The organism is Sinorhizobium sp. Y406, assembly GCF_058732025.1.
In genome coordinates, this window is record NZ_CM178974.1 from 1,290,052 (window position 1) to 1,314,475 (window position 24,424).

A 24,424-nucleotide genomic window follows, 5' to 3' on the forward strand; every position below is an offset into this window, starting at 1 on the left:
GCTCGGGTGACCTGTCGCGCCGCGTCGGCGTGGAGAAGAATGCGGAGTTTTATATGTGCGGGATTGTAGGCATCGTGGGAAGCCAGCCGGTTTCGGAGCGGCTCGTCGACGCGTTGAAGCGCCTGGAATATCGGGGCTATGATTCGGCGGGCGTGGCGACGATCAACGGCGGTGAGTTGCATCGCCGGCGCGCCGAGGGCAAGCTCGTCAATCTCGAGGCAAGGCTGAAAGAGGAGCCGCTGGCTGGTACCATTGGAATCGCCCACACGCGCTGGGCGACCCATGGCGCGCCGACCGAACGCAACGCCCATCCGCATTTCACCGCCGGCGTCGCCGTGGTCCACAACGGCATCATCGAGAACTTCGCCGAGCTGAAGAGCGAACTTGCTGCCGCAGGCGCCAAGTTTCAGACCGAGACGGATACCGAGGTCGTCGCCCAACTTCTCGCAAGCCTGCGCCGAGAGGGCATGGGACGGCGCGAGGCGATGCACGCGATGCTGAGGCGCGTCAGCGGCGCCTACGCGCTTGCCGTCCTGTTCGAAGACGATCCCTCGACCATCATGGCGGCCCGCAACGGGCCGCCGCTGGCGATCGGCCATGGCGAGGGCGAAATGTTCCTCGGCTCGGATGCCATAGCGCTCGCACCCTTCACCAATGAGATCACCTATCTGATCGATGGCGACTGGGCCGTCATCGGCAGGACCGGCGTGCATATATTCGATATCGACGGCAATCCCGTCGCGCGGCCACGCCAGACCTCCACGGCCGCCGCCTACATGATCGACAAGGGCAATCACCGCCATTTCATGGAGAAGGAAATCTACGAGCAGCCGGAGGTGATCTCCCATGCGCTCGGCCACTACGTCAATTTCATCGAGAACCGCGTGCTCCCGGCCTCCGACGTGATCGACTTCGCCAAGGTGCCGAGCCTTGCGATCTCCGCCTGCGGGACGGCCTATCTGGCTGGGCTGGTCGGCAAATACTGGTTCGAGCGCTATGCGCGCCTGCCGGTCGAAATCGACGTCGCTTCCGAGTTCCGCTACCGCGAGATTCCGCTAGCGCCGCAAGCGGCGGCGCTCTTCATCTCGCAGTCGGGCGAGACCGCGGATACGCTCGCGTCGCTGCGCTACTGCAAGGAGCATGGCCTGAAGATCGGTGCCGTCGTCAACACCCGCGAATCGACGATCGCGCGCGAGTCGGACGCCGTCTTTCCGATCCTTGCAGGACCCGAGATCGGCGTCGCCTCGACCAAGGCCTTCACCTGCCAACTCGCCGTTCTTGCCGCCCTCGCCATTGCCGCCGGCAAGGCGCGCGGCACGATCGGCGATGCGCAAGAGCAGGCGATGGTCAGGAGCCTCGCCGAAATGCCGCGCCTCATGGGTCGAGTGTTGAACAGCATTCAGCCGAAGATCGAGTCCCTGTCGCGGGAGCTCTCAAAGTGCCGCGATGTGCTCTATCTCGGCCGCGGCACGAGTTTCCCGCTCGCCATGGAAGGCGCATTGAAGCTCAAGGAGATTTCCTACATCCATGCCGAAGGCTATGCCGCCGGCGAATTGAAGCACGGCCCGATCGCCCTCATCGACGAGAACATGCCGGTCATCGTCATCGCCCCTCATGACCGCTTCTTCGACAAGACGGTCTCCAACATGCAGGAGGTAGCGGCCCGCGGCGGAAGGATCATCCTGATCACCGACGAGAAGGGCGCTGCCGCCTCGACGCTCGATACGATGCACACGATCGTCCTGCCGAATGTCGACGAGATCGTCGCGCCGATGATCTTCTCCTTGCCGGTCCAGCTTCTCGCCTATCATACGGCCGTCTTCATGGGCACCGATGTGGACCAGCCGCGCAACCTGGCAAAATCGGTGACCGTGGAATGATCATCAGGCCGGAGAGGGACGACGATCGAAGCGCGATCGGCGCCGTGACGGCCGCCGCCTTCGCCGGCCACCCGCATAGTGATCAGACCGAGCCGCTGATCATCGAGCGACTGCGCGCCGGCGGCGCCTTGAGCCTCTCCCTAGTGGCGGAGGAAGCGGGGGAAGTGATCGGCCACGTCGCCTTTTCGCCGGTGACGGTCACGCCCGCGGCTGCCGGCTGGTACGGGCTGGGCCCCATTTCCGTCCGGCCGGACATGCAGGGGCGCGGTGTGGGCAGCGCCCTCATCCGCAGAGGCCTGGATATGCTTCGGGGTTCAGGTGCTGCCGGCTGCGTTCTCGTGGGCGAGCCGGGCTACTACCAAAAGTTCGGGTTTCGCAACGAGCCCGCTCTTGCCTTTCCAGGTTGTGCGCCGCAATATTTCATGGCTCTGGCCCTGACGGAAGCAATGGCTTCCGGCACGGTCGCTTTTGATCCTGCCTTCGGGCTGGGCTGAGGGTTGGTGGCATTGGGCATGACGGACGGTTCCAAAGGCGGCATCATCGCATCGAGGCTGCGCAATTATTTCCTCACGGGGCTGATCATCTGCGCGCCCGTGGCGATCACCGTTTGGCTGGTTCGCTCCTTCATCGAATGGGCGGACAGCTGGGTGAAGCCCTATCTGCCGAGCTTCTACAATCCGGACAACTACCTGCCTGTGGCTATTCCGGGATTCGGCCTTTTGGTGGCCATCGTCGTCATCACCCTTGTCGGCTTCCTCACCGCCAATCTCGTGGGGCGAACGATCGTCAATATCGGCGAGTCGCTCCTTAACCGGACGCCGCTTGTGCGGACGATCTACAGGTCCTTGAAGCAGATTTTCCAGACGGTGCTGCAGGACCAATCCTCATCCTTCAAGACGGCCGGGCTCATCGAATATCCGAGCCCCGGCCTCTGGTCGCTGGTCTTCATCGCCACCGACGCCAAGGGCGAGATCGCTGCCAAATTCGACGAGCGCGGCCTCGACATGGTGGCCGTCTTCTTGCCGCCGACGCCGCTCCCGACCGCCGGTTTCCTGCTGTTCGTGCCGCGCGAAAAGATCGTTCCACTGCAGATGAGCGCCGAGGACGCGGCAAAACTCTTGATTTCGGGCGGTCTTGTCGCGCCGGAATACATGCCGCTTGCGAATGCGCCGCCGCGTGCGGTCGTGCAGGAGATCGCTTGAGGCGTTAGTGACGGTCGATCTTAAAGTCTGCTCTTGGCTAGTACGAACCGGTAGCCATCGAGCACAAGGGCCGGATGGAGCGCGAGTGCCGATTGCGCTTTCTTGCTCGTCGGATTCGGACCCAGGTTAATTGGTGCCCGGTCGGGAGATTGGGGGCAGGGGTATTGGTCACACTGACAAAGTGGCGCGTCCGACTCACTTCCGCGCAACCTCGGCCGAGCTATTTTGCAGCATTCGAAATGGAGATTTGCATGGCGAAGCTCTTCTTTGGAATGAACCAGTCCCTGGACGGCTATGTCGATCATCAGGAATTTGCGCCGGGACCTTCGCTCTTTCGTCACTTCATCGATCAAGTGCGCGGCCTGGCCGGCAGTATTTACGGTCGCCGTATATACGAGGTAATGCGTTATTGGGACGAAGACGCCCCTGAGTGGGGCCCGGAGGAACGCGACTTCGCGGCTGCGTGGCGGAGCCAACCGAAATGGGTCGTGTCGCGTTCGCTGAAGTCCGTGGGCCCCAACGCCACGCTCGTCGAGGATGATCTCGAGGCGGTGGTGCGTCGGCTGAAAGCCGGGTGCGCCGGCGAGATTGCAGTCGCCGGTCCGGAATTGGCGCAAAGCCTGACCGACCTTGGACTTGTCGATGAGTATCGACTCTACCTCCACCCGGTCGTGCTTGGTCACGGCAAGCCATTCTTCGCCGGTCCTCGACCGCCGCTACGCCTTGTGGCCTGCGATCAAATCGAAGACGTGATCAGGCTGACATACGTACCTGCCTAATTCCGGGAATATAGCGTCCGCAAGCGGCGACCGGTCGACTGCAGCAGTTCAAACCCCTCGAACCGTTTGGCGTGATAGGCGGCGACTTCCCCGCCTTTCGGTGTGTAGACGTCGCCGATGCCGGACATGCCTGCCATTGCTGCCTCGAGGTTCGGATGGAGGCCGCTTGCCACGGCGGCAAGCATGGCGGCGCCTAGGAGCACGGGCTCGTCCGTAGCCGGAGCCGCCACTTTGAGGCCCGTTGCATCTGCCAGGAGCTGCCTGATGATGGGGCTTCGGCCCGCGCCGCCACTGACGACAATGGTATCGACGCTGACACCTTCTGCCTGTTGGGCTTCGACGATCTGCCGCAATCCGCAGCCGAGCCCGCAAACGCCGGCCACGTAAAGCCGGATGAGCGAGTCGACGGATCGGTCCATGCTCAGCCCGGCAATGAGCGCCTTTGCCTCCGGATCGGCAAATGGCGCCCGGTTGCCGAGGAATTCGGGGACCACGTGCAGTCCGTCGGCAAGGATCGCCAAGTCCGGTTGGCCGGCGGCCATCGCGGCGGCCCGGGCGGCGAGCCATTCTGCCAGACCCATTCCGGCGGCCTCGGCCAGCCGCGCCGCTTCCGCAGAGGCCGGATGCAGCGACAGGAGATGGTCGATTGCAGCACCCGCCGCCGACTGGCCCGCCTCGTTTAGCCACAGACCCGGCACCATGGCGGAATAGTAGGGTCCCCAGACGCCCGGCACGAAGGCAGGCGCGTGCGTGGAGGTCATGGTGCAGGCGGATGTGCCGAAGACATAGGCCATCCGCGACGTCGCAGACCCGCCGTCGGCTTCGTCCTTCCAGCCGACCGTGCCGACACCTCCCGCGTGGGCATCGATCAGGCCCGCTGCGACGGGCACGCCGACCGGCAGTCCGAGCTCGGAAGCGGCCCGCGGCGTCAGGCCGGACCCCAACGCCGTTCCGGCCTCGACCACATGGCTGCCGATCCGGGCAAAATTGTCAGCCGTCAGCTCGGAAAGGCCCACGGTCCGGAAATAGCTTTCGTCCCATCGCCGCTCGTGTCCCAGATAGGTCCATTTGCAGGTCACCGTGCAGATCGACCGGGCGAGACAGTCCGTGGCGCGCCAGGTGAGGAAATCCGTGAGATCGAAGAAGTGCTCCGCGGCATTGAACGTCTCGGGCTTGTTTTCCTTGAGCCAGAGCAGTTTCGGCGTCTCCATTTCCGGCGAGATGCGGTTTCCGACAAAGCGCAGAACGTCATGGCGGGTGTCGTTGATCCGATTGGCCTGCCCGAGCGCACGATGGTCCATCCAGACGATGATATTGCGTTCGGGATGGCCCAGGTCGCCGACGGGCAACGATCTTCCCCCGGCACCGATCACCACCAGCGAGCACGTGGCATCCACGCCGATGCCGGCGATGGCGTTCGGGTCGATGCCCGATGCGCCGATGGCGCGGCGTATGCTGGCGCAAACGGCCTGCCAGATATCTTCCGAAGATTGCTCGTAGAGGTCCGGCCCGTCGCTGAAGAGGGCGATGTTCTGTTTGGCAGCGGCAAGCAGCCTGCCGGTGCTGTCGAATATCCCGGCCCGGGCGCTGGCGGTCCCGACGTCAATGCCGATCAGATAGCGGTCCATTGCCTAGAGGTCCACGGTCAAGGGCAGGATCACGAGGTCGCGGATGGTGACCGTGCGGGGACGGCTGAGCATGAAAAGCACCGCGTCGGCGACTTCCTTCGGCTGCATCAGACTGCCATTGGCAAGGGCTTCCTCCATTTTCGCCTTGGGCCAGTCGTCGAGGAGCGCGGTGACCACGGGGCCGGGCGCAACGGCTCCGACGCGAATGCCGTGCGGCGCGACCTGACGGCGGACCGTATGGACGAAGGCCTGCACCGCGAATTTCGAGGCGGTGTAGATCGGTTCCCAGACGACCGGGACGATCCCGGCTATGGAACTGGTGAGGATGATGTCGCCGCCCTTCTGTTCGATCATGTGCGGCAGCACTGCCCGAACTGAGCGGAAAGCCGCATTGATGTTGAGATTGAGCATGCCGTCCCAGGCATCCGGATCGCCTGTCGCAACCTCGCCGCCGATATAGGCGCCGGCATTGGCGTGGAAAATGTCGAGGCCGCCGGCCCCTTCGAGGATGCGTTCGGCCATGCCGTCGACCGCCCGCGCATCCATCAGGTCGATCACCAGCGGGATCGCCCTCGGCCCGAGTTCGGCGCAGAGTTGCATGAGCCGCTCTTCCGCCCGGTCGATCAGCACGACCGTCGCATCCGCGGCGATGAGCGAGCGGGCGCATTCCAGGCCGATGCCGGAGGCAGCGCCCGTGATGGCCGCAACCTTGCCTTTCAGTTCGTCGTTCATGTTCGAGATCCTTCGTTCTTGTCGCCTAGGCACGGCCGTGGGAGACGCGGCTTTGCCGGGCGAGGCTGTCGACGATGACGGCGATGGCGAGAACCGCGCCGGTGATCATGTAACGCAGCGACGACGACAGGTTCAGGAGCGTCAGGCCGTTCGCGATGGACTGGATGACGATGATGCCGAGCAGGGCCGACCAGGCCGAGCCGCGGCCGCCGAAGAGGCTGGTGCCGCCGATGACCGCTGCCGCGATGGCATTGAGGTTTACATCGCCCGTACCCGCCTGCTGGCTTGCCGAAGCAAGCCGCGCGGCCGAGAGGACACCGCCAAGGGAGGCAAACAACGAGCAGAGCATGAAGGCGCTCAGATAGATTCGCGTCACGTTGATGCCGGAGCGCCGCGCCGCCTCGGCATTGCCGCCGACCGCCTTCATGGAGCGGCCCCATTTCGTGCGCACGAAGGCATAATTCATGATGACGACCAGCAGTACGAACAGGCCGAACATCCATGGCACGCCCCGGCCTTGGTTGAGGTAGAAGACCGCCAGTTCGAACCCGCCAGTCGCGACGGCCGCTCGGAATAGGAGACCGTTTACGGAGCTCGAGGACAGATTGGCGGCCTGTCTTTTCGCGCGGGTCCTGAGCCCCATGACGAGAAGTGTGAGGCCGGGCAGAAATGCCAGCGTATGGGACAGCCAGGCTGGCATGATCATCAGCTGGCCGAAATCGACGATGGACGAACCATAGGGAAGATTGATCGACCCGGTCGAGCCGAGCATGTAAAGCTGCAGCCCGAGAAGGGCGAGGAGGCCCGCCAGGGTGGAGACGAAGCTCGGCATTCCCAGATGCGTGCGCAGCAGCGCATAAGCCGCTCCGATGGCGACCCCGAGTGCAAGCGCGCCGCCGACGGCAATCGGCAGGGGAACGCCCATGTTGACCCACAGAACGCCGATGAGGGCCGAGCCGACCCCGCTCATCGACCCGACCGAAAGATCGATTTCACCGAGCATCAGCACACAGACGATACCGAGCGAGATGACGCCGACGGTCGAGCAGTCGAAGAGAAGGTTCACGAGGTTGTTCGGTGACAGGAAGATCGGATTGAGCGACGTGAACACCGTCCAGATGACGATCAGCCCGACGATCACCGGCAAGGACCCAAGGTCACCGGAACGCACGCGATCGAGGAAGGCGCTGACGGAGCCGCCGATGCCCTCGGCATGTCTGACCCGCGTGTCGGCGCGGTCGAGTTGTGGTGTCTGCATGGTCGGATTTCCCGATTTCTGTTGAATGCTCACGGCCGGGCTCCTTCACCGACGGCGCTCGACGAGAGCCGGCTTGCGCGCCTGGAAACGGCATTGTCGACAGCGCCGGTGATGGCTCCGACCAGTTCCTCGTTGGAGGCATCCGGGGTGAACACCCCATTGTTGCGACCGAGCCTGAGGACGACGATACGGTCGGCGACCGCCCGAACGTCCTCCATGTTATGCGAGATCATCACCACCCCGAGCCCCTTGTCGCGGACACGTTCGACGAGATTCAGAACCTCCGCGGTCTGCGCGACGCCGAGAGCTGCCGTCGGTTCGTCGAGCATGATGATCTGCGGTTCGAGAAGGAGCGAGCGGGCGATGGCCACCGTTTGACGCTGGCCGCCGGAGAGCGAGGCGATCGGCTCGCGGACGCTCGGGATACGGGCTGCAAGCTCGTTCAAGAGCTCCCAGGAACGGACTTCCATGGCGACTTCGTCGAGATACCAGGCGTTTTTTTCCTGCCCCAGGAAGATATTGGCCACAACGTCGAGGTTTTCGCAGAGCGCGAGATCCTGGAACACAGTGGCGATGCCGAGTCTGAGCGCATCGGCCGGCTCGTTCATGGTGACCGGCCGTCCCTGGAAGTGGATGGTGCCGGAAGTCGGCTGATGAACGCCCGCGAGGATCTTGACGAGCGTCGATTTGCCGGCACCGTTGTCGCCCACAAGTGCCACTACCTCGCCGGGATGGATGTCCAGATCGATGTTGGTCAAAGCCGAGACCGCGCCGAAACTCTTCGACACGCCCCGGAGGCTGAGGATAGGCTCGGTCCTGTTCGGATCGGTAGGGTTCTCGGTCATGACGGGTTCAACCCTTGTGTCCTATTCATGCTTGTGTTCGGTCGCCCGGCCGGCGATTGACCGGGCGACCGTCTCGGGAGGATCTATTTGATGCCGAGTTCGGCGCAGCCTTCGGCGTAGCGGCCGGTGCAGAGCTCCGCAGCCGTCTGGATGCCCTTGTCGATGATTTCCGCCTTGAGGTTCTCGCGGGTCACGACAGCCGGGACGAAGAGTTCCGACGGAGTGTCGTAGAGCGTGGTCTTTGCCTCCGGCGTTTCACCATTCAAGAGCTGGACGGCGACGTTGGCCGCGGCGGCGGCAACGATCTCGGAGGGCTTGGAGATCGTGTTGTACTGGTCGCCCGCGATGATCAGCTGCAGCGCTGCGATCGTCGCATCGTTGCCGGTCACAGGCGGAACCGGATCGACGCCGGCTGCCTTGAAGGCCGCGATCGCGCCGCCGGCGGTACCGTCATTGGCGGCAACTACGCCGACGATCTGGTCACCGAAGCGGGTGATCTGTCCGCTTGTCCATTCCTGCGCCTTCGGCGGCGCCCAGTCCGGCGTGTCGAATTCCGCAAGCGTCTTGTACTTGCTGGTCGCGATGCCGGCGTGAATGCCGTCGCGAATAAGGCCTGCGGCCGCGTCGGTCGGCGAGCCGTTGATCTGGAGCACGCCGCCTTTGTCCGTCGGCACCTCCTTTTCCTCCAGGTGACGCATCAGGGACTCGGCGATTGCCTTGCCGATACCCTCGTTGTCGAACGAGACATAGTAATCGGCCGGCTTGTCCGGGATCGGACGGTCGTAGGCGATGACTTTCACGCCCTGGCTCTGGGCGAGCGCCACGAGCGATGCAGCGGCGCTCGAGTCGACCGGATCGAGCACGACCACCTTGGCACCCTGCGCGATGACCGAGTTGAACTGCTGCTGCTGGCGGGCGACGTCGGCATCCGCATTCTGGTAGATGACCTGGCAGTCGGCGCAGAGCTTCTCCATCGCCGCCTTGAAGCCCGGGAAATCGTGTTCCTCGTAGCGGGTAGAGGCCTGGTCGGGCATCAGGAAGGCGACGGTTCCGGATGTCTGAGCATATGCCGCCCCGCTCATCAGGGCAGATGCCAGCGCGGCGGTGGCGAGCTTCATTGTTGTTCGTGTCATTTCAGTTCCTCCATTTGAAATGGGCTCTTGGAGCGACACATCGCCCGAAGAGTGTTGGTTTCCTGAAAGACCGCTGCTAAGAATCGGACAGGCGCGATCGGCCACGCCGCACGCTCCGGGCTTTCGCGCCGCTGCAACGGCTTGATTGCCAACCCGGGTCGAGGGCGACTGTTGAGATCGGCATCCGTCGGTTCAGGCGGGCCATTTCAGAACGATTGTGCTTGCGCGCGGGGTGACGCTAGGCGCCCCGCGTGTCTGCTTCGACGTTTTGGCTCCTCCATTCCTCCCTGTTGGCGGCCATGCGCCGCTTTCTTGAATTCGCCGGTTTTTGCCTGGCGTTTGGTTCAGTGGATATTCTTCCCGTGCCGGGAAGCCGCCAAAAGTCCTTCGCCCGGCAATGCGGTATCCTGAGCGTCGTTTCCAACCGGATGCGGCTTTCGGCTGTCGAGGTCGCGCACCGAATCCCGCACAACGAGACTGGCATTGAGAACCGAGGGTTCGGCCGGTGCTTCCATGCCCATGTCCATTCTCAGTTGCAGCCTTTTCCAGGCCGTCTCGGCCATCCGGTCCACGGGTTGGCGTATGGCCGTCAGTCCGGTATTGCGCGCCGCCATCCAAGCATAATCGTCGAAAGCGACAATCGAGGTTTTGTCGGGAATGGCAATTCGACGTTCCGCAAGAGCCGACAGCACGCTCAAGGTCGTCACGTTGGTGAGCGCGATCACTGCGCCCGGAGCCGTATTGCGGTCCATCCAATCGGAGAAGATCCTTGCTCCGGCTTCCATGTTGGTGCCGAGCTTGAGTGTGACAGGGCGCGCGCCGGTGCGCTGCGCGATCAGGCCGGCGGCGCCCTCGGCTCGCTCGAATATTGGCGGGTAATCCAGATCGGAGACGGCGATCACGATGTCGCGGTGGCCATGTTCGAGAAGATGGCTGGCGGCAATCTGTCCGGCCTCCCGGTTGTCGAGGGTGACCGTGTCGGCGATGGCACCCTCGCTTGCCACGCGGTCGACAAGCACCATGGGAAGCGTCTTTTCGATCTCGACGAGCTCCGTGGGAATGGAGCTCGAGCAGGGGACAGCAATCATGCCTGCCGGCTTCCAGGAAAGGAGCGCCTTCAGACGCGAGGATTCCACCGATGGATCGTCATGGGAGCTCGCGACGATGACGTCATAGCCTTCCGCAAAGGCTTGGGTTTCCAGCCGGGAGACGATCGTCGCGAAGAAGGTGTCGGTGAGATCCGGAACAAGGACCGCAATGATGCGTGTCCTTCCGGAGCGCAGTTGAGAGGCGGCACGGTCGATCTGATAGCCAAGATGCTCCGCCGCTTCGAGAACGCTCTTCTTCAGTTCGTCGTTGACGGGTTTGCGGCCGCTGAAGACGTTCGAAACCGTTGCGGTGGATACGCCCGCATAGGCGGCGACCTCGCGGATTGACGGCTTTTTCGCGGCCACGGACAGCGGCTCCCTTCGCAGTTAAACGATTAACAGTTAAACGTTTAACACGGAGTGTCGTTCGTTTGCAAGTGGGAATCGAACTATGAGGATAGGATTGATGTGGCAGCCTTCGCCAATGTGCCGGGCTCCCTGGCGAACGGTCGGGTCCAGAGGGTCTTCGGGCCCGCGAAAGGGCCGTTCCACACGTCCGCCGAGCGGCCGCCCGTGCTTGCTTGCAGCAGAAGCGCCGCTAAATAGGGTAGCATGGATATGGAGGAGAACACAGCTTCAGCGAGTAGAGGCAGCCCGTCTGCACAGATGCAGCTTCGGACGGAGAATCCTGCCACCATGGCAGAAGTCGCGCGCCTTCTCGCGGGCCGCACGCGGGACATTCGCCTCACAGGTGAGCTTCGCCGCCTGTTTCGAGAGCGCTCCTGGCCGCGAACGGCCAAGATCATTCGTGCATGGATGACGTGGGTGGCATTTCTGGATGTGTTGACCCTCAGTCTCAACGCCATACTGCTCCCGAAGGCGATCGTGATGGCGATGCTCGCGCCAGCCTGCATTCTTCCGCCCGCCGCGCTGGCGACCGCCTTTATCTGGCGAAAGCCGCGCGCCTATTGGCTGCAAAAGATCTCCATCATCGCTGGCCTGCTCCTCATTCTCCTGTCGGTCGCCCTGGTGGGGGTGAGCGCAGGGGGCGAGTTCTACGAACGCCACTTGAACATCATGCTTTTCGTGGCGATCACCGCCATCATCATTTTCGCCATTCCACTGGCCTGGACAGTGACGGTCGCCGCCATTGCGCTTGGCCTCTACCTCGTCTTCCAGTTGCTGAATCCGAACCTGGAGCCGGGGAATGCCGTAGCTGCGACGCTTTTCTTTGCGAGCGGCATCGTCGCAACTGTCGTCGCGCGACGCACCATGACGATTCTCGCTCAGAAGACTTTCCTACTCGAGCTCAGAGACCGGAGCCGGGTCGCGGAACTTGCCGACGCGAATGCCCGGCTCGAGCGCCTTGCGAGAACCGATCCCCTGACCGGCATCGCCAATCGGCGCTGGATGATGGAAACTCTCCATCATCTGTGGAACGGCGGCATGAATTGCCGCGGCTGCGCCATGCTGATGTGCGATGTCGACGAGTTCAAGAAGCTGAACGATCACCTGGGGCATGCGGAAGGCGATCGCTGCCTCGTGAAGGTCGCCGGCATTATCCAGAGCAGCGTGAACGGCGAACGGGACCATGTCGCCCGCTATGGCGGCGAGGAGTTCCTCGTGGTGCTGCCGGGTGCAGACGAGCAAGAAGCCATTGCGACGGCCGAGCGAATCCGAAAGAGCGTCGAAGCAGCCTCGCTTCCGAACCCTGCCTCGCGCGTGGGGCCCTATGTGACCCTCAGCATTGGCGTGGCGATCCAGCCGCCGGACAAGGCGAGCATTTCACCGGAGCAGCTTCAGAACGAAGCGGATGCGGCCCTTTATCTTGCCAAGCAGGCAGGTCGCAATTGTGTATTGCTCCACCAGCCGGATGCAGCGGGAACGTAGTCTCAATCACCGGGTTATCCCGCCCGCAGGAACCGGATCGCTTCATCACGTCGATAAAGATAGAGCAGCGTCCTCAACGCTTCGCCGCGATCCGACGTCAGATCCGGGTCCCGCTCGATGACATAGGCCGCGTCCTTTCGTGCGGTCTCCAGAAGATCGGCGTGCGCCTCCAGGCTGGCGATGCGGAAGCCGGGGGTGCCGGATTGGCGCGTGCCGAGAAGCTCGCCTTCGCCGCGAAGCTTCAAATCCTCCTCGGCGATCAGGAACCCGTCTTCCGTTTCCCTGAGGATCGAAAGCCGCGCGTGCCCCGCATCGCTCAGCGGTCCCTTGTAGAGCAGGATGCAGGTGGAGGCCTCGTCGCCGCGGCCGACGCGGCCGCGCAGTTGGTGCAATTGCGCAAGGCCGAAGCGTTCGGCGTGCTCGATCACCATGATCGTCGCATCGGGAACGTCGACGCCGACCTCCACCACCGTCGTCGCTACGAGCACGCGAATCTCGCCGTTCTTGAAGGCGAGCATGACGGCGTCCTTTTCCGGCCCCGCCATCCGGCCGTGGACCAGTCCGACATCATTGCCGAAGCGGCGGACGAGCCCTTGATAGCGCTCGTCGGCGGACATGGCGTCGGACTCTTCCGATTCCTCCACGAGCGGGCAGATCCAATAGGCTTTCTTGCCTTGCCGGAGCGCGGAATCGAGCCTGTCGATGATCTCGTCGGTACGCTCGGTCGGAATGGTGACGGTCTGTATCGGCTTGCGGCCGGCCGGCTTCTCCGTGAGCTTGGAGACATCCATGTCGCCAAAGGCCGCCAACACGAGCGTGCGCGGGATCGGCGTGGCGGTCATGACCAGCATGTGCGGAGAGATGCCTTTGGCCGTCAGCCGCAGCCTTTGATGGACGCCGAAGCGATGCTGCTCGTCGACGACGGCGAGGATGAGTCGATGGTAGTTCACCGCGTCCTGGAATAGCGCATGCGTGCCGATGACCATATGCGTCTCGCCGGAGGCGATGCGCTCGAGGATCGCGTCGCGCTCCTTGCCCTTGGTCCGGCCCGTCAAGACGTCGGTGGTGATGCCCGCCGGCGCTGCCATCCTGGAAAGCGTGGCATGGTGCTGGCGGGCGAGAATCTCCGTCGGTGCCATCAGCACCGCCTGGCCGCCGGATTCGATCGCCGCGAGCATCGTCATGAGCGCCACCGCCGTCTTGCCGGAGCCAACGTCGCCCTGAAGCAGGCGCAGCATGCGCTCGGCACCGGACATGTCGGCAAGTATGTCCCTTACGGCAGCCGACTGGCTTGCCGTCAGCGAGAAGGGCAGGGCGGCGAGTACAGGACCGCTTAGGCGCCCCGTCGCATGCACCGGCGAGCCGGCGACCTTCCGCAGCCGCTGGCGCACCAGCGCGAGCGAAAGCTGACCGGCCAGGAACTCGTCATAGGCGAGCCGCCGGCGCGCCGGAGCCTGGTTGTCGATATCGGTCTCGTCCCGAGGTTCATGCAGGCGATGAAAACTCTCCTTCGCACTTCCGAATCCTTGTTGGCGGAGAAACGTCTCGTCGAGCCATTCGGGTAGATCGGGGATGCGCGCCACCGCCGCCTCGATGGTCTTACGGAGCGCCCTCGGGGCGAGCCCGGCCGTGAGCCCATAGACGGGCTCGACCAATGGCAGGTTCTCCGCTTCCGCCGCAGGGACCATGTGGTCCGGGTGGACCATCGATGCGCGACCGTTGAACCAATCCACCTTGCCGCTGACGGTCACGATTTCGTCGACCGGCAGCGCCTTTTCCAGCCAGTTCCCCTTGACGCGGAAGAAGGTCAGCGCCAGCTCGCCGCTGTCGTCGTGCAGGAAGACGCGATAGGGCACGTTGGGACGTCCGTGCGGCGATGGCTGGTGCCGGTCGACGCGCCCGGTGATGGTGACGATCGCGCCCTGCGGCGCATGGGCGATGCCCGGCTGCCGGCGCCGATCGATCAGCGAGTGGGGGGCGTGAAACAGGAGATCGACGACGCGGCAATCGTCGATCGTTTCGCGCCCGAGCAGCCGCGCGTAAAGCTCGCCGGTTTTCGGACCGATGCCGGGCAGCGTGTCGAGGGGCGAAAACAGCGGATCGAGCAGGGCAGGGCGCATAGGAGTGAAAATGGGACGATAATTCCCGCTTTGGCAAGGCTGACAACCTGCTTTCCAGCGTTTATAGAGCCCCTGATCATGGATCCGCCGCGAAAGGCGGATGGCAGGAAGGACGTTTCATGACCGGCATTTCGCGCACGAGCGCCGATCTCGACCCGCGTCGGCGCCGAATACTGTTTCGCGCCTGGCATCGCGGCATCCGTGAGATGGATCTGATCCTCGGGCAGTTCGCCGAAGCCGAGATTGCAAGCCTCACCGATCCCGAGCTCGACGAGCTCGAAACGATCATGGGCGAAGAAGACAACGACCTCGTGCGCTGGATCACGGGAGAGAAGCCGCTGCCCGAGCGGCATGCGACGGCGCTGTTCGCGCGCATCGCGGCCTATCGCCCGGATTTCGATCCCGTCCGCTAGCGCTACGGCGCCATAATCGGAATCTATCCGAAAGGCTCGAAGCGCAGTTTCAAAGAGTTACAGCGACCTTTGCGCGGCTGAAAAGACGCGCGGCGCTCGTAAGAAACGGAATGACACGACGATGATACCTGGCCTCGATGCGAAGAGGGTTGTGGCGGCAACGCGGGAAGTGACGATCGGGCCCGTGCCCTCCGGCGCCGAGGCGCTGATCCTTGCGGATCTGGCGCGGGCAGGAACGCCGGTCGCCTATTTCCTTTCCGACGGCCAACGGATAGCCGATCTCGAGCAGGTTCTTGGCTTCGTGGCGCCCGACATTCCCGTCTTGACGCTGCCGGGCTGGGACTGCCTGCCTTACGACCGAGTGTCGCCGAGCGCCGATATTTCGGCGCGGAGGCTGGCCGCATTGAGCGCGCTCATTGCGCATCGGGCAAAGCCGCATGCGGCGATCGTGCTCGTCACCGTCAATGCCGCCCTGCAGAGGATTTCGCCGCGGCGGGTGATCGAAGGTCTTGCCTTTTCGGCGCGGCCTGGCAACCAGGTGCGCATGGACGATCTCGCCGCCAGGTTGGAGCGAAACGGCTTCGAGCGGGTGCCGACTGTGCGCGAGGTTGGCGAGTTTGCCGTGCGGGGTGGCATTCTCGACGTCTATGTGCCTGGAGGCGGCGAGCCGCTGCGTCTCGATTTCTTCGGCGATACGCTGGAAACGATCCGCTCATTCGACCCGGTCAGCCAGCGCACGACGGGGCAGGTGCGCTCGCTCGACCTCAACCCGATGAGCGAAGTGTCGCTGACGCCGGAGACCATCAGCCATTTCCGCAAGCAGTATCTCTCGCGCTTCGGCGCGGCGACTCGCGACGATGCACTCTACCAGGCCGTCTCGGAAGGGCGCCGCTATGCCGGCATGGAACATTGGCTGCCGCTCTTCTACGATCGCCTGGAAACGGTTTTCGACTATCTCGACGGCTTCCGTATCGTCACGGATCACCTGATCCGCGAAGCGGCCGCGGAGCGCTCGAAGCTGATCCTCGACTATTATGACGCGCGGCTTGCATCCGCGTCGCCGGGCAAGCAGTTCCCGCAGGGCACCCCCTACAAGCCCGTGCCGGCGGAACTTCTTTATCTCGGCGCTGAAGCATTCGGCACCGCCTTGACCGAACGGCGCGCTGTGCGCCTCTCGCCCTTCAGCGAACATGAAGGGGAGGCGCGTCAGGTCGTCACCATCGAGGCGCGTCAGGGCCTGCGCTGGGCCAAGGCCGTTGGCGAGGAGAGTGACGGCGAACGCGTCAATGTCTTCGACCATGCGGTCAAGCACATCGCGGAAAAGCGGGCGAAGGGTGCGAAGGTCGTCATTTCCGGCTGGACGGAAGGATCGCTCGACCGGCTCACCCAGGTTCTTGCCGAGCATGGTCTTGCAAGGATCCGCCCGATCAAGGCGCTCTCCGACCTCGGCTCTTTGAAACCGGGCGAGGCGGCATCCGCGGTTCTCAGCCTTGAGGCGGGATTCGAAACCGGCGATCTCGTCGTCATTGGCGAGCAGGATATTCTCGGTGACCGGCTAGTGCGCCGCTCGAAGCGCCGAAAGCGTGGCGCCGACTTCATCGCCGAGATGACGGGCCTCGACGAGGGGAGCTATGTCGTGCATGCGGAGCACGGCATCGGCCGCTTTGTCGGCCTGCGCACGATAGAGGCCGCCGGCGCGCCGCATGATTGCCTCGAGCTCCTCTATGCCGACGACGCCAAGCTTTTCCTGCCGGTGGAAAACATCGAGCTTCTGTCTCGCTACGGTTCGGAAGGGACAGACGCAATCCTCGACAAGCTCGGCGGCGTCGCCTGGCAGGCGCGCAAGGCCAAGCTCAAGAAGCGGCTGCTCGACATGGCCGGCGGTCTCATCCGCATTGCCGCCGAACGGCACACGCGGCATGCGCCGGTTCTCGCCGCCCAGGACGGCGTCTATGACGAATTCGCCGCACGCTTCCCCTACGACGAGACCGAGGATCAGCTGAACTCGATCGAGGCCGTTCGCGATGATCTCGGCAGCGGCCGGCCGATGGACCGTCTGGTCTGTGGCGATGTCGGATTCGGCAAGACGGAGGTGGCGCTGCGTGCCGCTTTCATCGCGGCGATGAACGGCATCCAGGTCGCGGTCGTCGTGCCGACGACCTTGCTGGCGCGTCAGCACTACAAGACTTTTGCCGAACGTTTCCGCGGCCTGCCGGTGCGCATCCAGCAGGCCTCCCGCCTTGTCGGCTCGAAGGAACTGGCACTGACCAAGAAGGAAGTCGCGGAGGGCAAGACCGACATTGTCATCGGCACCCATGCGCTGCTCGGTTCCTCGATCAAGTTCGCCAATCTCGGTCTGCTCATCATCGACGAGGAGCAGCATTTCGGCGTCAAGCACAAGGAGCGGCTGAAGGAGCTGAAGACCGACGTCCACGTGCTGACGCTATCGGCGACGCCGATCCCGCGAACGCTGCAGCTTGCTCTGACGGGCGTTCGCGAATTGTCGTTGATCACTACGCCGCCCGTCGATCGCATGGCGGTGCGTACCTTTATTTCTCCCTTCGATGCGCTGGTGATCCGCGAGACGCTCATGCGCGAGCATTATCGTGGCGGCCAAAGCTTTTACGTCTGCCCGCGGGTGAGCGACCTTTCCGAGGTTCACGAGTTCCTGAATTCCGACGTACCGGAGTTGAAGGTCGCGGTGGCGCACGGCCAGATGCCGGCTACCGAACTCGAAGACATCATGAACGCCTTCTATGAGGGCCGCTATGACGTGCTGCTTTCGACGACGATCGTCGAATCCGGCCTGGACGTACCGACCGCCAACACGCTGATCGTTCACCGCGCCGATATGTTCGGCCTGGCTCAGCTCTACCAGCTGCGCGGCCGGGTCGGCCGCTCGAAGGTCCGCGCCTTCGCGCTCTTCACGTTGCCCGTCAACAAGACGCTGACGGGCCCGGCGGAGCGCCGGCTGAAGGTGCTGCAGTCGCTCGATACCCTCGGCGCCGGCTTCCAACTGGCGAGCCACGATCTCGATATCCGCGGCGCGGGCAATCTGCTCGGCGAGGAGCAGTCCGGCCACATCAAGGAGGTCGGCTTCGAGCTTTACCAGCAGATGCTTGAGGAGGCGGTCGCCGAACTCAAGGGCGAGGAGGAGATCCACGACACTGGCTGGTCGCCGCAGATCTCGGTCGGAACGCCGGTCATGATCCCGGAAGAATACGTACCCGATCTCAATCTCCGCCTCGGCCTCTATCGACGCCTCGGTGAACTGACGGACCTCAAGGAAATCGATGGCTTCGGCGCCGAACTGATCGACCGCTTCGGCCCGCTGCCGGTCGAGGTCCAGCATCTCCTGAAGATCGTTTACATCAAGGCGCTGTGCCGGACGGCGAATGTGGAAAAGCTCGATGCCGGACCCAAGGGCGTCGTCGTCCAGTTCCGCAACAAGGAGTTCCCCAACCCGGCGGCCCTCGTCGGCTATATCGCCAAGCAGGGGACGGTCGCCAAGATCCGGCAGGACCAGAGCATCTTCTTCCAGCGGGAGCTTGCATCGCCGGAAAAGCGGCTTTCGGGCGCTGCGATGGTGATGACCCAGCTCGCGGGGCTTGCGAAAGCGGGATGAGAGGGCGATGGGGTGGTGCGGCCTCGACGCAGGCGGAACCTCTCTCCCAATTCCCGGTCTCCCCAAAAAACCTCCCCAACCCCTCCCCACAAGAGAGAGGGGCTTTGCGCTCGCGGCGTTCTCCTTGCAGTTCCGACAGGCTGGCGTCTGTTGCGACGATGCGGCGCGATGCGGCAGAGAGGGTGCGGCAAGTTAATCCCTCCCCCTTGTGGGGAGGGGTCTTTCGCCTATAACGGTCAGTGCGCCGGGCGGGCCGCTTTCATCGCGGCAAGTTCGAGCAGGGCGTTGGTCAGTACTTCGACCGACTGCGCGCCCATCACCGCATATTGCTGATCGAGGATGAAGCAGGGGACGCCGGTCACACCCATGTCGCGCGCCATGTCGATCTCCTGCTTGACGGCGTCCTTGTCGGCGTCGGAGGAGAGGAGGGTGCCGATGACCGGGCGATCGAGCCCGGCCTTCTCCGCGATGTCAAGCAGGATCGCGTGATCGCCGACATTCTTGCCCTCTTCGAAATTCGCCTTGAAGAGCAGGCGTACGGTCTCCTCCTGAGCGGCTGATCCGCTGGTGGCGGCCCAGCGGATCAGGCGATGGGCGTCGAGCGTATTGGGGCTGATCTTCACCGCATCGAAATCGAAGGCGATGCCGGCCTCGCGACCGAGCCCTTCGAGCATTTCATGCGCACGGTCGACGGCGGCCCGACCGCCGAACTTTTCCGCGAGGTGGCGCTTATGGTCGACGCCCTCCGGCGGCAGATCGGGGTTGAGCTGATAGGGACGCCATCGGATCGCGACCTGCACCTCGTTGGCCACATTGGCGATCGCCTGGTCGAGGCGGTTCTTGCCGAGATAGCACCACGGGCAGACGACGTCCGAGACGATATCGATATTGACGGTTTCCATGGTGGCGGCCTTTCCCGTTTGGCTATAACGCGTCCCGCATTCGCTCGGGGGCGGTCCTTATTCCCTGCATGTCGTTGCACAAACCGCTGCGTAAGCTCGGGCGACGATGCATTAAGGCTGCGACATAGGCCGCTGCGCAGTCTCTTTCAACGCGTTACCGAATGGGTACCAGCTTACTGGGCACGCCCGTCCCACCAGGTCGGAAGCTGGTAGCCATAGAGCGGCACCTTTGCAGGCCGGCCGATATGCTTCCAGCGGGCGATCCATTGCGCATCGAGATGATAGAGCGGCACGACGTAGGAATTGTTGACCAGCAGCCGGTCATGCGCGCGCACGGCGGCGGTGAAATCCTCGGGCGTCTGTGCCCGCAGGATATTGTCGATCATCTTGTCGACATCCTTGTTGGCGACGCCGGCGAAGTTGGAACTGCCTTGGCGATCGCGCGACACGGATCCCCAATAGGATATCTGCTCCGCTCCCGGCGATAGCGACGAAGGATAGGACTTGATGATCACGTCATAGTCGAAGGACTGGCTGCGCAACTGGTATTGGGAGTCGTCAACCGTCCGCACCGTCGCGACGATGCCGAGCGGCGCCAGGAAGCGCTGATAGGCCAGCGCGATCTTCTCTTGGCCCGCATTCTGGCTCATGATCTCGAAGGTGAGCGGGGCGCCCGTTTTCTCATCGACCATCTTGCCGTCCTTGATGACATAGCCGGCTTCCCGAAGCAGGGTCACCGCCTCCCTCAGCACATTGCGGTCGCGACCGGACCCGTCGGTTACGGGAAGACGGTAGGTTCCGTCGAGGATCGCCGGATTGATCCTCTCCCGAACGTTCCCCATCAGCTCGAGCTCGCGGTCGTCGGCGGCGACACCGAGGAAGGAAAGCGATGAATTCTGCCAATAGCTCTGCGTCCGCGTATAGGCTCCGTCGAAGAGATTCTTGTTCACCCACTCGAAGTCGAAAACGAGCGCGAGGCCCTGCCGAAGCTTGATGTTTTGGAACATCGGCCTGCGGGTGTTGAAGACGAAACCGAGCATGCCGGAGGGCGTTTCGGGCTTGAAGCTCTCCTTGATCACGTTGCCGGACTGAACCGCCGGGAAATCATAGGCGCGCGCCCATTTGGTCGCGCTGCCCTCCGGATAGACGTCGACCTCGCCCTTCTTGAAAGCCTCGAACAGGGTGTTTTCCTGGAGAAAATACTCGACGGAAATCTCGTCGTAATTGTCGACGCCGACCTTCGAGGGCAGGTCCTTGCCCCAATAGTCCGGATTGCGCCGGTAGACGATCCGCTCGCCCGGCCGCACCTCGGCGACGCGATAGGGGCCGGAGCCGAGCGGCGGCTCGAGCGTCGTCCTGTCGAATGTCTCGACATCGACGGCATGCTTCGGCAGCACCGGCGACAGCGCCAGCAGCAGCGGGAATTCGCGATCCGCGTCCTCGGTGAAAGTGAAGCGCACGCTGCGCTCTCCGACTTTTTCCATCTTCTCCACCTTCGCGAGGCGATTGCTGAACGGCGCACGCCCCTTGTCGCGCAGCAATTCGAAGGTGAAGGTGACATCCTCGGCGGTCACCGGCTGGCCATCGGCCCAACGTGCTTTGGGGTTGAGGTTGAACTGGATGAACGTACGGTCCTCGTCCCACTCGACGGTCTCGGCAAGCAACCCATACATGGTGAAGGGCTCGTCTTGGGAGCGTTGCATCAGCGACTCGTAGACCAGATTGCCGAATGCCGGGTCCCACATGCCACGCGCGGTGGTGCGCATGCTCTTCAGGATGAAGGGATTGAGGCTGTCGAAGGTGCCGACGACGCCATAGGCGATCCTGCCCCCTTTCTTCACGTCCGGATTGACATAGGGAAAGTGCTTGAAATCGGCCGGCAGGGCAGGCTCGCCATGCATGGCGATGGCATGCACCGGTGCGGCAGCGGCTTGATAAGCAGCCAAGCCTGTTGCCAGGAGCATGACCAGGCCGGAAAGAATTGCGCGCAACTTGACCTCCCGTGGGATCTATACTGCCGAATCCCGGCACGTTAGCAATGCGCACGCATATTTCCAACAAACTCAAAAAATGCAACGAAACACTGGATAAACGGCACGAGCCAATGTAACAGGTGTTTCCGGAATCGGGGCCATTCAAAAGCCTCATTTGGCCAACAGGACAGCGGCGGCTGACGATATTCACCAGCGGAACGGCAAGTTCCGTGACCGGATTTCAGGAGACGGAATCACAATGAACTTCAAGTCGAACTTCGCCAAACGCGCGGGAATGGCAGCGTTGGCGCTCACCGTAGCAGCCGCCGGCGCGCCGGGCGTGGCATCCGCGCAGCAGGCGGGAGGCAAGGCGCCGCGGGGATGGTTCAAGGTCTGCACCAAGCAGGAGGACAACGATGTTTGCATCGTGCAGAACCTGCTTACCGCCAATAACGGCCAGCTCGTCACGGCGGTCGGACTGATCACCGTCTCCGGTAAGGTCAACCGCAAGGTGCTGCAAGTTTCCGTGCCGTCGGCGCGCATGATCCCGCCGGGCGTCCAGATGCAGATCGACGGCGGCAAGGCCGTCAAGCTCGACTACGCAATCTGCATGCCCGACAAGTGCGTTGCCGAAGTACCACTTGCCGACGCGGTGATCTCCAGCCTCAAGAAGGGCAATGAGGTCGTCTTTACGTCGGTCAATTTCCAGCGCGCTCCCAATCCCATCAAGATGACGCTGGAAGGCTTCACCGGCGTCTTCGACGGCGAGCCGATCGAACAGTCGCAGCTCGAAGAGCGCCAGCGCCTGCTGCAGGAAGAAATGCAGAAGAAGGCCGAAGATGCGCGCAAGAAGCTGGAAGAGGCACAGAAGGCCGCCAAGCAGCAGTAAGCATGGGCTTTGCGAATTGCCACCGCCGCGCGTCTGAATAAGACGCGCGGCGGTGTGCTTTCAAAACAGTCCGTTCAAGGGCGACCTGATGTGGGGCGTTGCGTCACGGGTCTTTGCTTCTTCAGCCTGTACTCGAGCTTGGCGCGTGTCAGGCCGAGTTGGCGGGCGGCCGCGGATATGTTGCCTCCAGCCGCTTCGAGCGCCGATCGATAGAGCGCGGCTTCGGCACGCTTGAGAGCCTCGGGAGTGGTTACCATCCGACGTTCGCCCATGATGTCGGTGGGGACCGCCTGCGCCGTCCCGATGCGCCCTTCGCCGGTCAGCTTCAATGGCAGAGACGGGACCTTCTCGAAGCCGGTAAACAGGTGCTGCATGTCGACCATCGAACCGTTGTCGGCGTAGATGACGCCACGCTCGACGAGGTTCTGGAGCTCGCGGATATTGCCGGGGTAATCATAGGCGAGAAGGGCGTCCATCGCCCGGCGGGTGAAACCGGTGACATTGCGGCGGTGGCGATCGCGGAAGAGTGTCAGGAAATGGGCGGCGAGCAGCGGAATATCGTCGCGCCGGTCTCGAAGCGGCGGAATGACGATCGGGAAGACGCAGAGACGGAAATAGAGGTCCTGGCGGAAGCGGCCGGCGCGGATCTCGTCGGCGAGGTTGACGTTGGAGGCGGCGACGACGCGCACATCGACGGGAATGGTCTTCGTGCCACCAACACGTTCGATCTTCCGTTCCTGGATGGCGCGTAGCACCTTGCCCTGGGCCGAGTAGGTAAGGGATGCGACTTCGTCGAGGAAAAGGGTGCCGCGATGCGCGCGCTCGAAATAGCCGGCGCGCGACTGCACCGCACCGGTGAAAGCGCCCTTCTCGACTCCGAACAGTTCGGATTCGACGAGGTTCTCTGGAATGGCTGCACAGTTGATCGGCACGAACGGCCCGTCATGTCGCCGCCCGAGTTTGTGGAGTTCGCTGGAGAAGAGTTCCTTGCCGACGCCCGACTCTCCGATGAAAAGGACCGTCGCATCGGTGTCGGCGACCTTTTCCAGCATCAGCCGAGTTCGCAGGAAGCTTGCGGAAACGCCCACGACTTTGCCCTCGGTGACACCAGGTGGGTCGGGCGCGGTTGCCGGCGCGGCTCGATCAACGGCCACATGGCGCCGGGTTTTCCAGTCCAGACCAAGATAGTGCCGCTCCGGAGCGTCCTTGCCCCAGGCATCGACATTCTGCCCGACGACGAGGCAGCGAGGCGCGCCCATAGCAGCGCATTCGATCTCGCGGAAGACGATCGGCCTGCCGAACAGCGTACTGGTGTAGCCGGATGGATAGCCCGTCTGCATCCAGCAAGCGGGTTCACTTGAAATACCGTAGCTCGAAATATGTTCCGCGGCCTCCGAAGAGTCGTCCCAGTAGAACTCGCCGAAATAGGTACCCTTGCGAAGGTCGAACTGAAACTGCTTCGTCGTCACCTTGGCGAAGCCCTCGAGCGTGTGGACGCGGGGGCCGGCTGCAAGCGCGTGGGTCAGATCTTCCTGCGGAAAGCGCTTCTGAATCAGTTCGGCATCGCGCACACCTTGCATATAGCCGACACGCATGAAGATGCCTTTGGCAGTCTCGATGCCGAAGGCGTCGATGATCTCCTGCCGCAGGCGCCCCAGCACCAGCGACTGGATCAGTACCATGCGCTGGTCGTTGAGCCATATTCGACCGTCGCCGAGCGCGAACTGGAGTGCCTCCGCAAGGTCGGTGAGGGTGGGCGCCGCGCCCGTGTCGAGTTCGTTGAAAGCGCCGCGCGTAAGGACCCCGCCCGTTTTGCGGGACGCCTCGACCAGGGAGATCAAACGCTCGGAATGTTGCGAGTCTGTCATGTTCTTCTTGATTATTTGATGAAAGCAGGAACGATATTTCATAAATTTCGTAATCTCAAGCGCGGTGGCCGAGGCGGCTTTCTCTTCTGAACGAAGCTGAGAAACAAGCGTTTCCAAGCGCTTGCAGCGCTTTCTCGGAGAGATGGGTCTTCCCCTGAAGTTCTGGCACGACCTTTGCAGCATTAGTTTCGACCGCTCG

At 63.1% G+C, this 24,424-nt stretch carries 18 protein-coding genes; 8 read left to right on the top strand and 10 right to left on the bottom strand.

All coding sequences use genetic code 11. From position 1 onward, the window contains the following. Positions 1–53: 53 nt before the first annotated feature. The 4 genes from glmS to AC4P1R_RS06245 all read left to right on the top strand — a co-directional run bounded on the left by glmS (position 54) and on the right by AC4P1R_RS06245 (position 3,861). Positions 54–1,880 (top strand): glutamine--fructose-6-phosphate transaminase (isomerizing), encoded by a 1,827-nt coding sequence (glmS, locus tag AC4P1R_RS06230; protein WP_069457095.1) that lies wholly within the window; start codon positions 54–56, stop codon positions 1,878–1,880. Then, positions 1,877–2,374, top strand: coding sequence for a GNAT family N-acetyltransferase (locus tag AC4P1R_RS06235; protein ID WP_069457094.1), 498 nt, complete (start codon positions 1,877–1,879; stop codon positions 2,372–2,374). Before glmS ends, AC4P1R_RS06235 begins: the two co-directional genes overlap by 4 nt. 18 nt (positions 2,375–2,392) lie before the next feature. Next, a complete protein-coding gene (locus AC4P1R_RS06240) occupies positions 2,393–3,082 on the top strand; it encodes a DUF502 domain-containing protein (RefSeq protein WP_069457093.1) in 690 nt (229 codons plus the stop codon). Positions 3,083–3,333: 251 nt separating this feature from the next. Continuing rightward, a complete protein-coding gene (locus AC4P1R_RS06245; RefSeq protein WP_069457092.1) occupies positions 3,334–3,861 on the top strand; it encodes a dihydrofolate reductase family protein in 528 nt (175 codons plus the stop codon). Here AC4P1R_RS06245 and AC4P1R_RS06250 read toward each other — a convergent pair. The 6 genes from AC4P1R_RS06250 to AC4P1R_RS06275 form a co-directional block, all read right to left on the bottom strand. Continuing rightward, complete coding sequence (locus AC4P1R_RS06250; protein ID WP_151611199.1) at positions 3,858–5,489, bottom strand: FGGY-family carbohydrate kinase; 1,632 nt, start codon at positions 5,487–5,489, stop codon at positions 3,858–3,860. The two genes, AC4P1R_RS06245 and AC4P1R_RS06250, sit on opposite strands and share 4 nt — an antisense overlap. A 3-nt stretch (positions 5,490–5,492) precedes the next feature. Beyond that, on the bottom strand, positions 5,493–6,221 hold the full coding sequence (locus AC4P1R_RS06255; protein ID WP_069457090.1) for an SDR family oxidoreductase: 729 nt from the start codon (positions 6,219–6,221) through the stop codon (positions 5,493–5,495). A 25-nt stretch (positions 6,222–6,246) separates the two neighbouring features. After that, positions 6,247–7,479 (bottom strand): sugar ABC transporter permease, encoded by a 1,233-nt coding sequence (locus AC4P1R_RS06260; RefSeq protein ID WP_069457089.1) that lies wholly within the window; start codon positions 7,477–7,479, stop codon positions 6,247–6,249. Positions 7,480–7,508: 29 nt separating this feature from the next. Further along, positions 7,509–8,324, bottom strand: a complete 816-nt coding sequence (locus tag AC4P1R_RS06265) for an ATP-binding cassette domain-containing protein (RefSeq protein WP_069457088.1) — start codon at positions 8,322–8,324, stop codon at positions 7,509–7,511. A gap of 83 nt (positions 8,325–8,407) precedes the next feature. Beyond that, positions 8,408–9,457, bottom strand: a complete 1,050-nt coding sequence (locus AC4P1R_RS06270; protein ID WP_069457087.1) for an ABC transporter substrate-binding protein — start codon at positions 9,455–9,457, stop codon at positions 8,408–8,410. Between the two features lie 344 nt (positions 9,458–9,801). Beyond that, positions 9,802–10,911: a LacI family DNA-binding transcriptional regulator gene (locus AC4P1R_RS06275; protein WP_069457086.1), complete on the bottom strand. Its 1,110-nt coding sequence runs from the start codon at positions 10,909–10,911 to the stop codon at positions 9,802–9,804. Positions 10,912–11,211: 300 nt separating this feature from the next. Here AC4P1R_RS06275 and AC4P1R_RS06280 point away from each other — a divergent pair, with 300 nt between their 5' ends. Then, positions 11,212–12,435, top strand: coding sequence for a GGDEF domain-containing protein (locus tag AC4P1R_RS06280; RefSeq protein WP_425353217.1), 1,224 nt, complete (start codon positions 11,212–11,214; stop codon positions 12,433–12,435). 14 nt (positions 12,436–12,449) lie between these two features. On the opposite strand, the gene recG is transcribed toward AC4P1R_RS06280, so the two are convergent. After that, entirely contained in the window at positions 12,450–14,555 is a 2,106-nt protein-coding gene (recG, locus tag AC4P1R_RS06285; RefSeq protein WP_069457084.1) for an ATP-dependent DNA helicase RecG, read from the bottom strand. Positions 14,556–14,674: 119 nt separating this feature from the next. Here recG and AC4P1R_RS06290 point away from each other — a divergent pair, with 119 nt between their 5' ends. Together AC4P1R_RS06290 and mfd are read left to right on the top strand one after the other, a co-directional pair. Then, positions 14,675–14,968, top strand: a complete 294-nt coding sequence (locus tag AC4P1R_RS06290) for an FAD assembly factor SdhE (RefSeq protein ID WP_069457083.1) — start codon at positions 14,675–14,677, stop codon at positions 14,966–14,968. A 121-nt stretch (positions 14,969–15,089) separates the two neighbouring features. After that, on the top strand, positions 15,090–18,593 hold the full coding sequence (gene mfd, locus AC4P1R_RS06295) for a transcription-repair coupling factor (RefSeq protein WP_069457082.1): 3,504 nt from the start codon (positions 15,090–15,092) through the stop codon (positions 18,591–18,593). 236 nt (positions 18,594–18,829) lie between these two features. Here mfd and AC4P1R_RS06300 read toward each other — a convergent pair whose 3' ends face one another. Beyond that, positions 18,830–19,495, bottom strand: a complete 666-nt coding sequence (locus AC4P1R_RS06300; RefSeq protein WP_069457081.1) for a DsbA family oxidoreductase — start codon at positions 19,493–19,495, stop codon at positions 18,830–18,832. Positions 19,496–19,668: 173 nt separating this feature from the next. Next, the gene (locus AC4P1R_RS06305; RefSeq protein WP_106407755.1) at positions 19,669–21,486 is read right to left on the bottom strand and encodes an extracellular solute-binding protein; all 1,818 of its coding nucleotides are present in this window, start codon (positions 21,484–21,486) and stop codon (positions 19,669–19,671) included. Positions 21,487–21,727: 241 nt separating this feature from the next. Here AC4P1R_RS06305 and AC4P1R_RS06310 point away from each other — a divergent pair, with 241 nt between their 5' ends. Further along, positions 21,728–22,357 carry an invasion associated locus B family protein gene (locus AC4P1R_RS06310; RefSeq protein WP_069457080.1) on the top strand — a complete coding sequence of 210 codons (630 nt, stop codon included), beginning with the start codon at positions 21,728–21,730 and terminating at the stop codon, positions 22,355–22,357. Between the two features lie 74 nt (positions 22,358–22,431). Here the strand turns inward: AC4P1R_RS06310 and AC4P1R_RS06315 are convergent, their stop codons facing one another. Next, positions 22,432–24,225 carry a sigma 54-interacting transcriptional regulator gene (locus AC4P1R_RS06315; RefSeq protein WP_492177488.1) on the bottom strand — a complete coding sequence of 598 codons (1,794 nt, stop codon included), beginning with the start codon at positions 24,223–24,225 and terminating at the stop codon, positions 22,432–22,434. Positions 24,226–24,424: the final 199 nt, after the last annotated feature.

Excerpts from the sequence above, each read along its gene's own strand:
- AC4P1R_RS06250 (WP_151611199.1), bottom strand. The coding sequence starts at position 5,489 with ATGGACCGCTATCTGATCGGCATTGACGTCGGGACCGCCAGCGCCCGG.
- AC4P1R_RS06245 (WP_069457092.1), top strand. The coding sequence starts at position 3,334 with ATGGCGAAGCTCTTCTTTGGAATGAACCAGTCCCTGGACGGCTATGTC.
- glmS (WP_069457095.1), top strand. The coding sequence starts at position 54 with ATGTGCGGGATTGTAGGCATCGTGGGAAGCCAGCCGGTTTCGGAGCGG.
- mfd (WP_069457082.1), top strand. The coding sequence starts at position 15,090 with ATGATACCTGGCCTCGATGCGAAGAGGGTTGTGGCGGCAACGCGGGAA.
- AC4P1R_RS06270 (WP_069457087.1), bottom strand. The coding sequence starts at position 9,457 with ATGACACGAACAACAATGAAGCTCGCCACCGCCGCGCTGGCATCTGCC.
- AC4P1R_RS06310 (WP_069457080.1), top strand. The coding sequence starts at position 21,728 with ATGAACTTCAAGTCGAACTTCGCCAAACGCGCGGGAATGGCAGCGTTG.
- AC4P1R_RS06280 (WP_425353217.1), top strand. The coding sequence starts at position 11,212 with ATGCAGCTTCGGACGGAGAATCCTGCCACCATGGCAGAAGTCGCGCGC.
- recG (WP_069457084.1), bottom strand. The coding sequence starts at position 14,555 with ATGCGCCCTGCCCTGCTCGATCCGCTGTTTTCGCCCCTCGACACGCTG.
- AC4P1R_RS06255 (WP_069457090.1), bottom strand. The coding sequence starts at position 6,221 with ATGAACGACGAACTGAAAGGCAAGGTTGCGGCCATCACGGGCGCTGCC.
- AC4P1R_RS06235 (WP_069457094.1), top strand. The coding sequence starts at position 1,877 with ATGATCATCAGGCCGGAGAGGGACGACGATCGAAGCGCGATCGGCGCC.
- AC4P1R_RS06300 (WP_069457081.1), bottom strand. The coding sequence starts at position 19,495 with ATGGAAACCGTCAATATCGATATCGTCTCGGACGTCGTCTGCCCGTGG.
- AC4P1R_RS06265 (WP_069457088.1), bottom strand. The coding sequence starts at position 8,324 with ATGACCGAGAACCCTACCGATCCGAACAGGACCGAGCCTATCCTCAGC.
- AC4P1R_RS06260 (WP_069457089.1), bottom strand. The coding sequence starts at position 7,479 with ATGCAGACACCACAACTCGACCGCGCCGACACGCGGGTCAGACATGCC.
- AC4P1R_RS06290 (WP_069457083.1), top strand. The coding sequence starts at position 14,675 with ATGACCGGCATTTCGCGCACGAGCGCCGATCTCGACCCGCGTCGGCGC.
- AC4P1R_RS06240 (WP_069457093.1), top strand. The coding sequence starts at position 2,393 with ATGACGGACGGTTCCAAAGGCGGCATCATCGCATCGAGGCTGCGCAAT.
- AC4P1R_RS06315 (WP_492177488.1), bottom strand. The coding sequence starts at position 24,225 with ATGACAGACTCGCAACATTCCGAGCGTTTGATCTCCCTGGTCGAGGCG.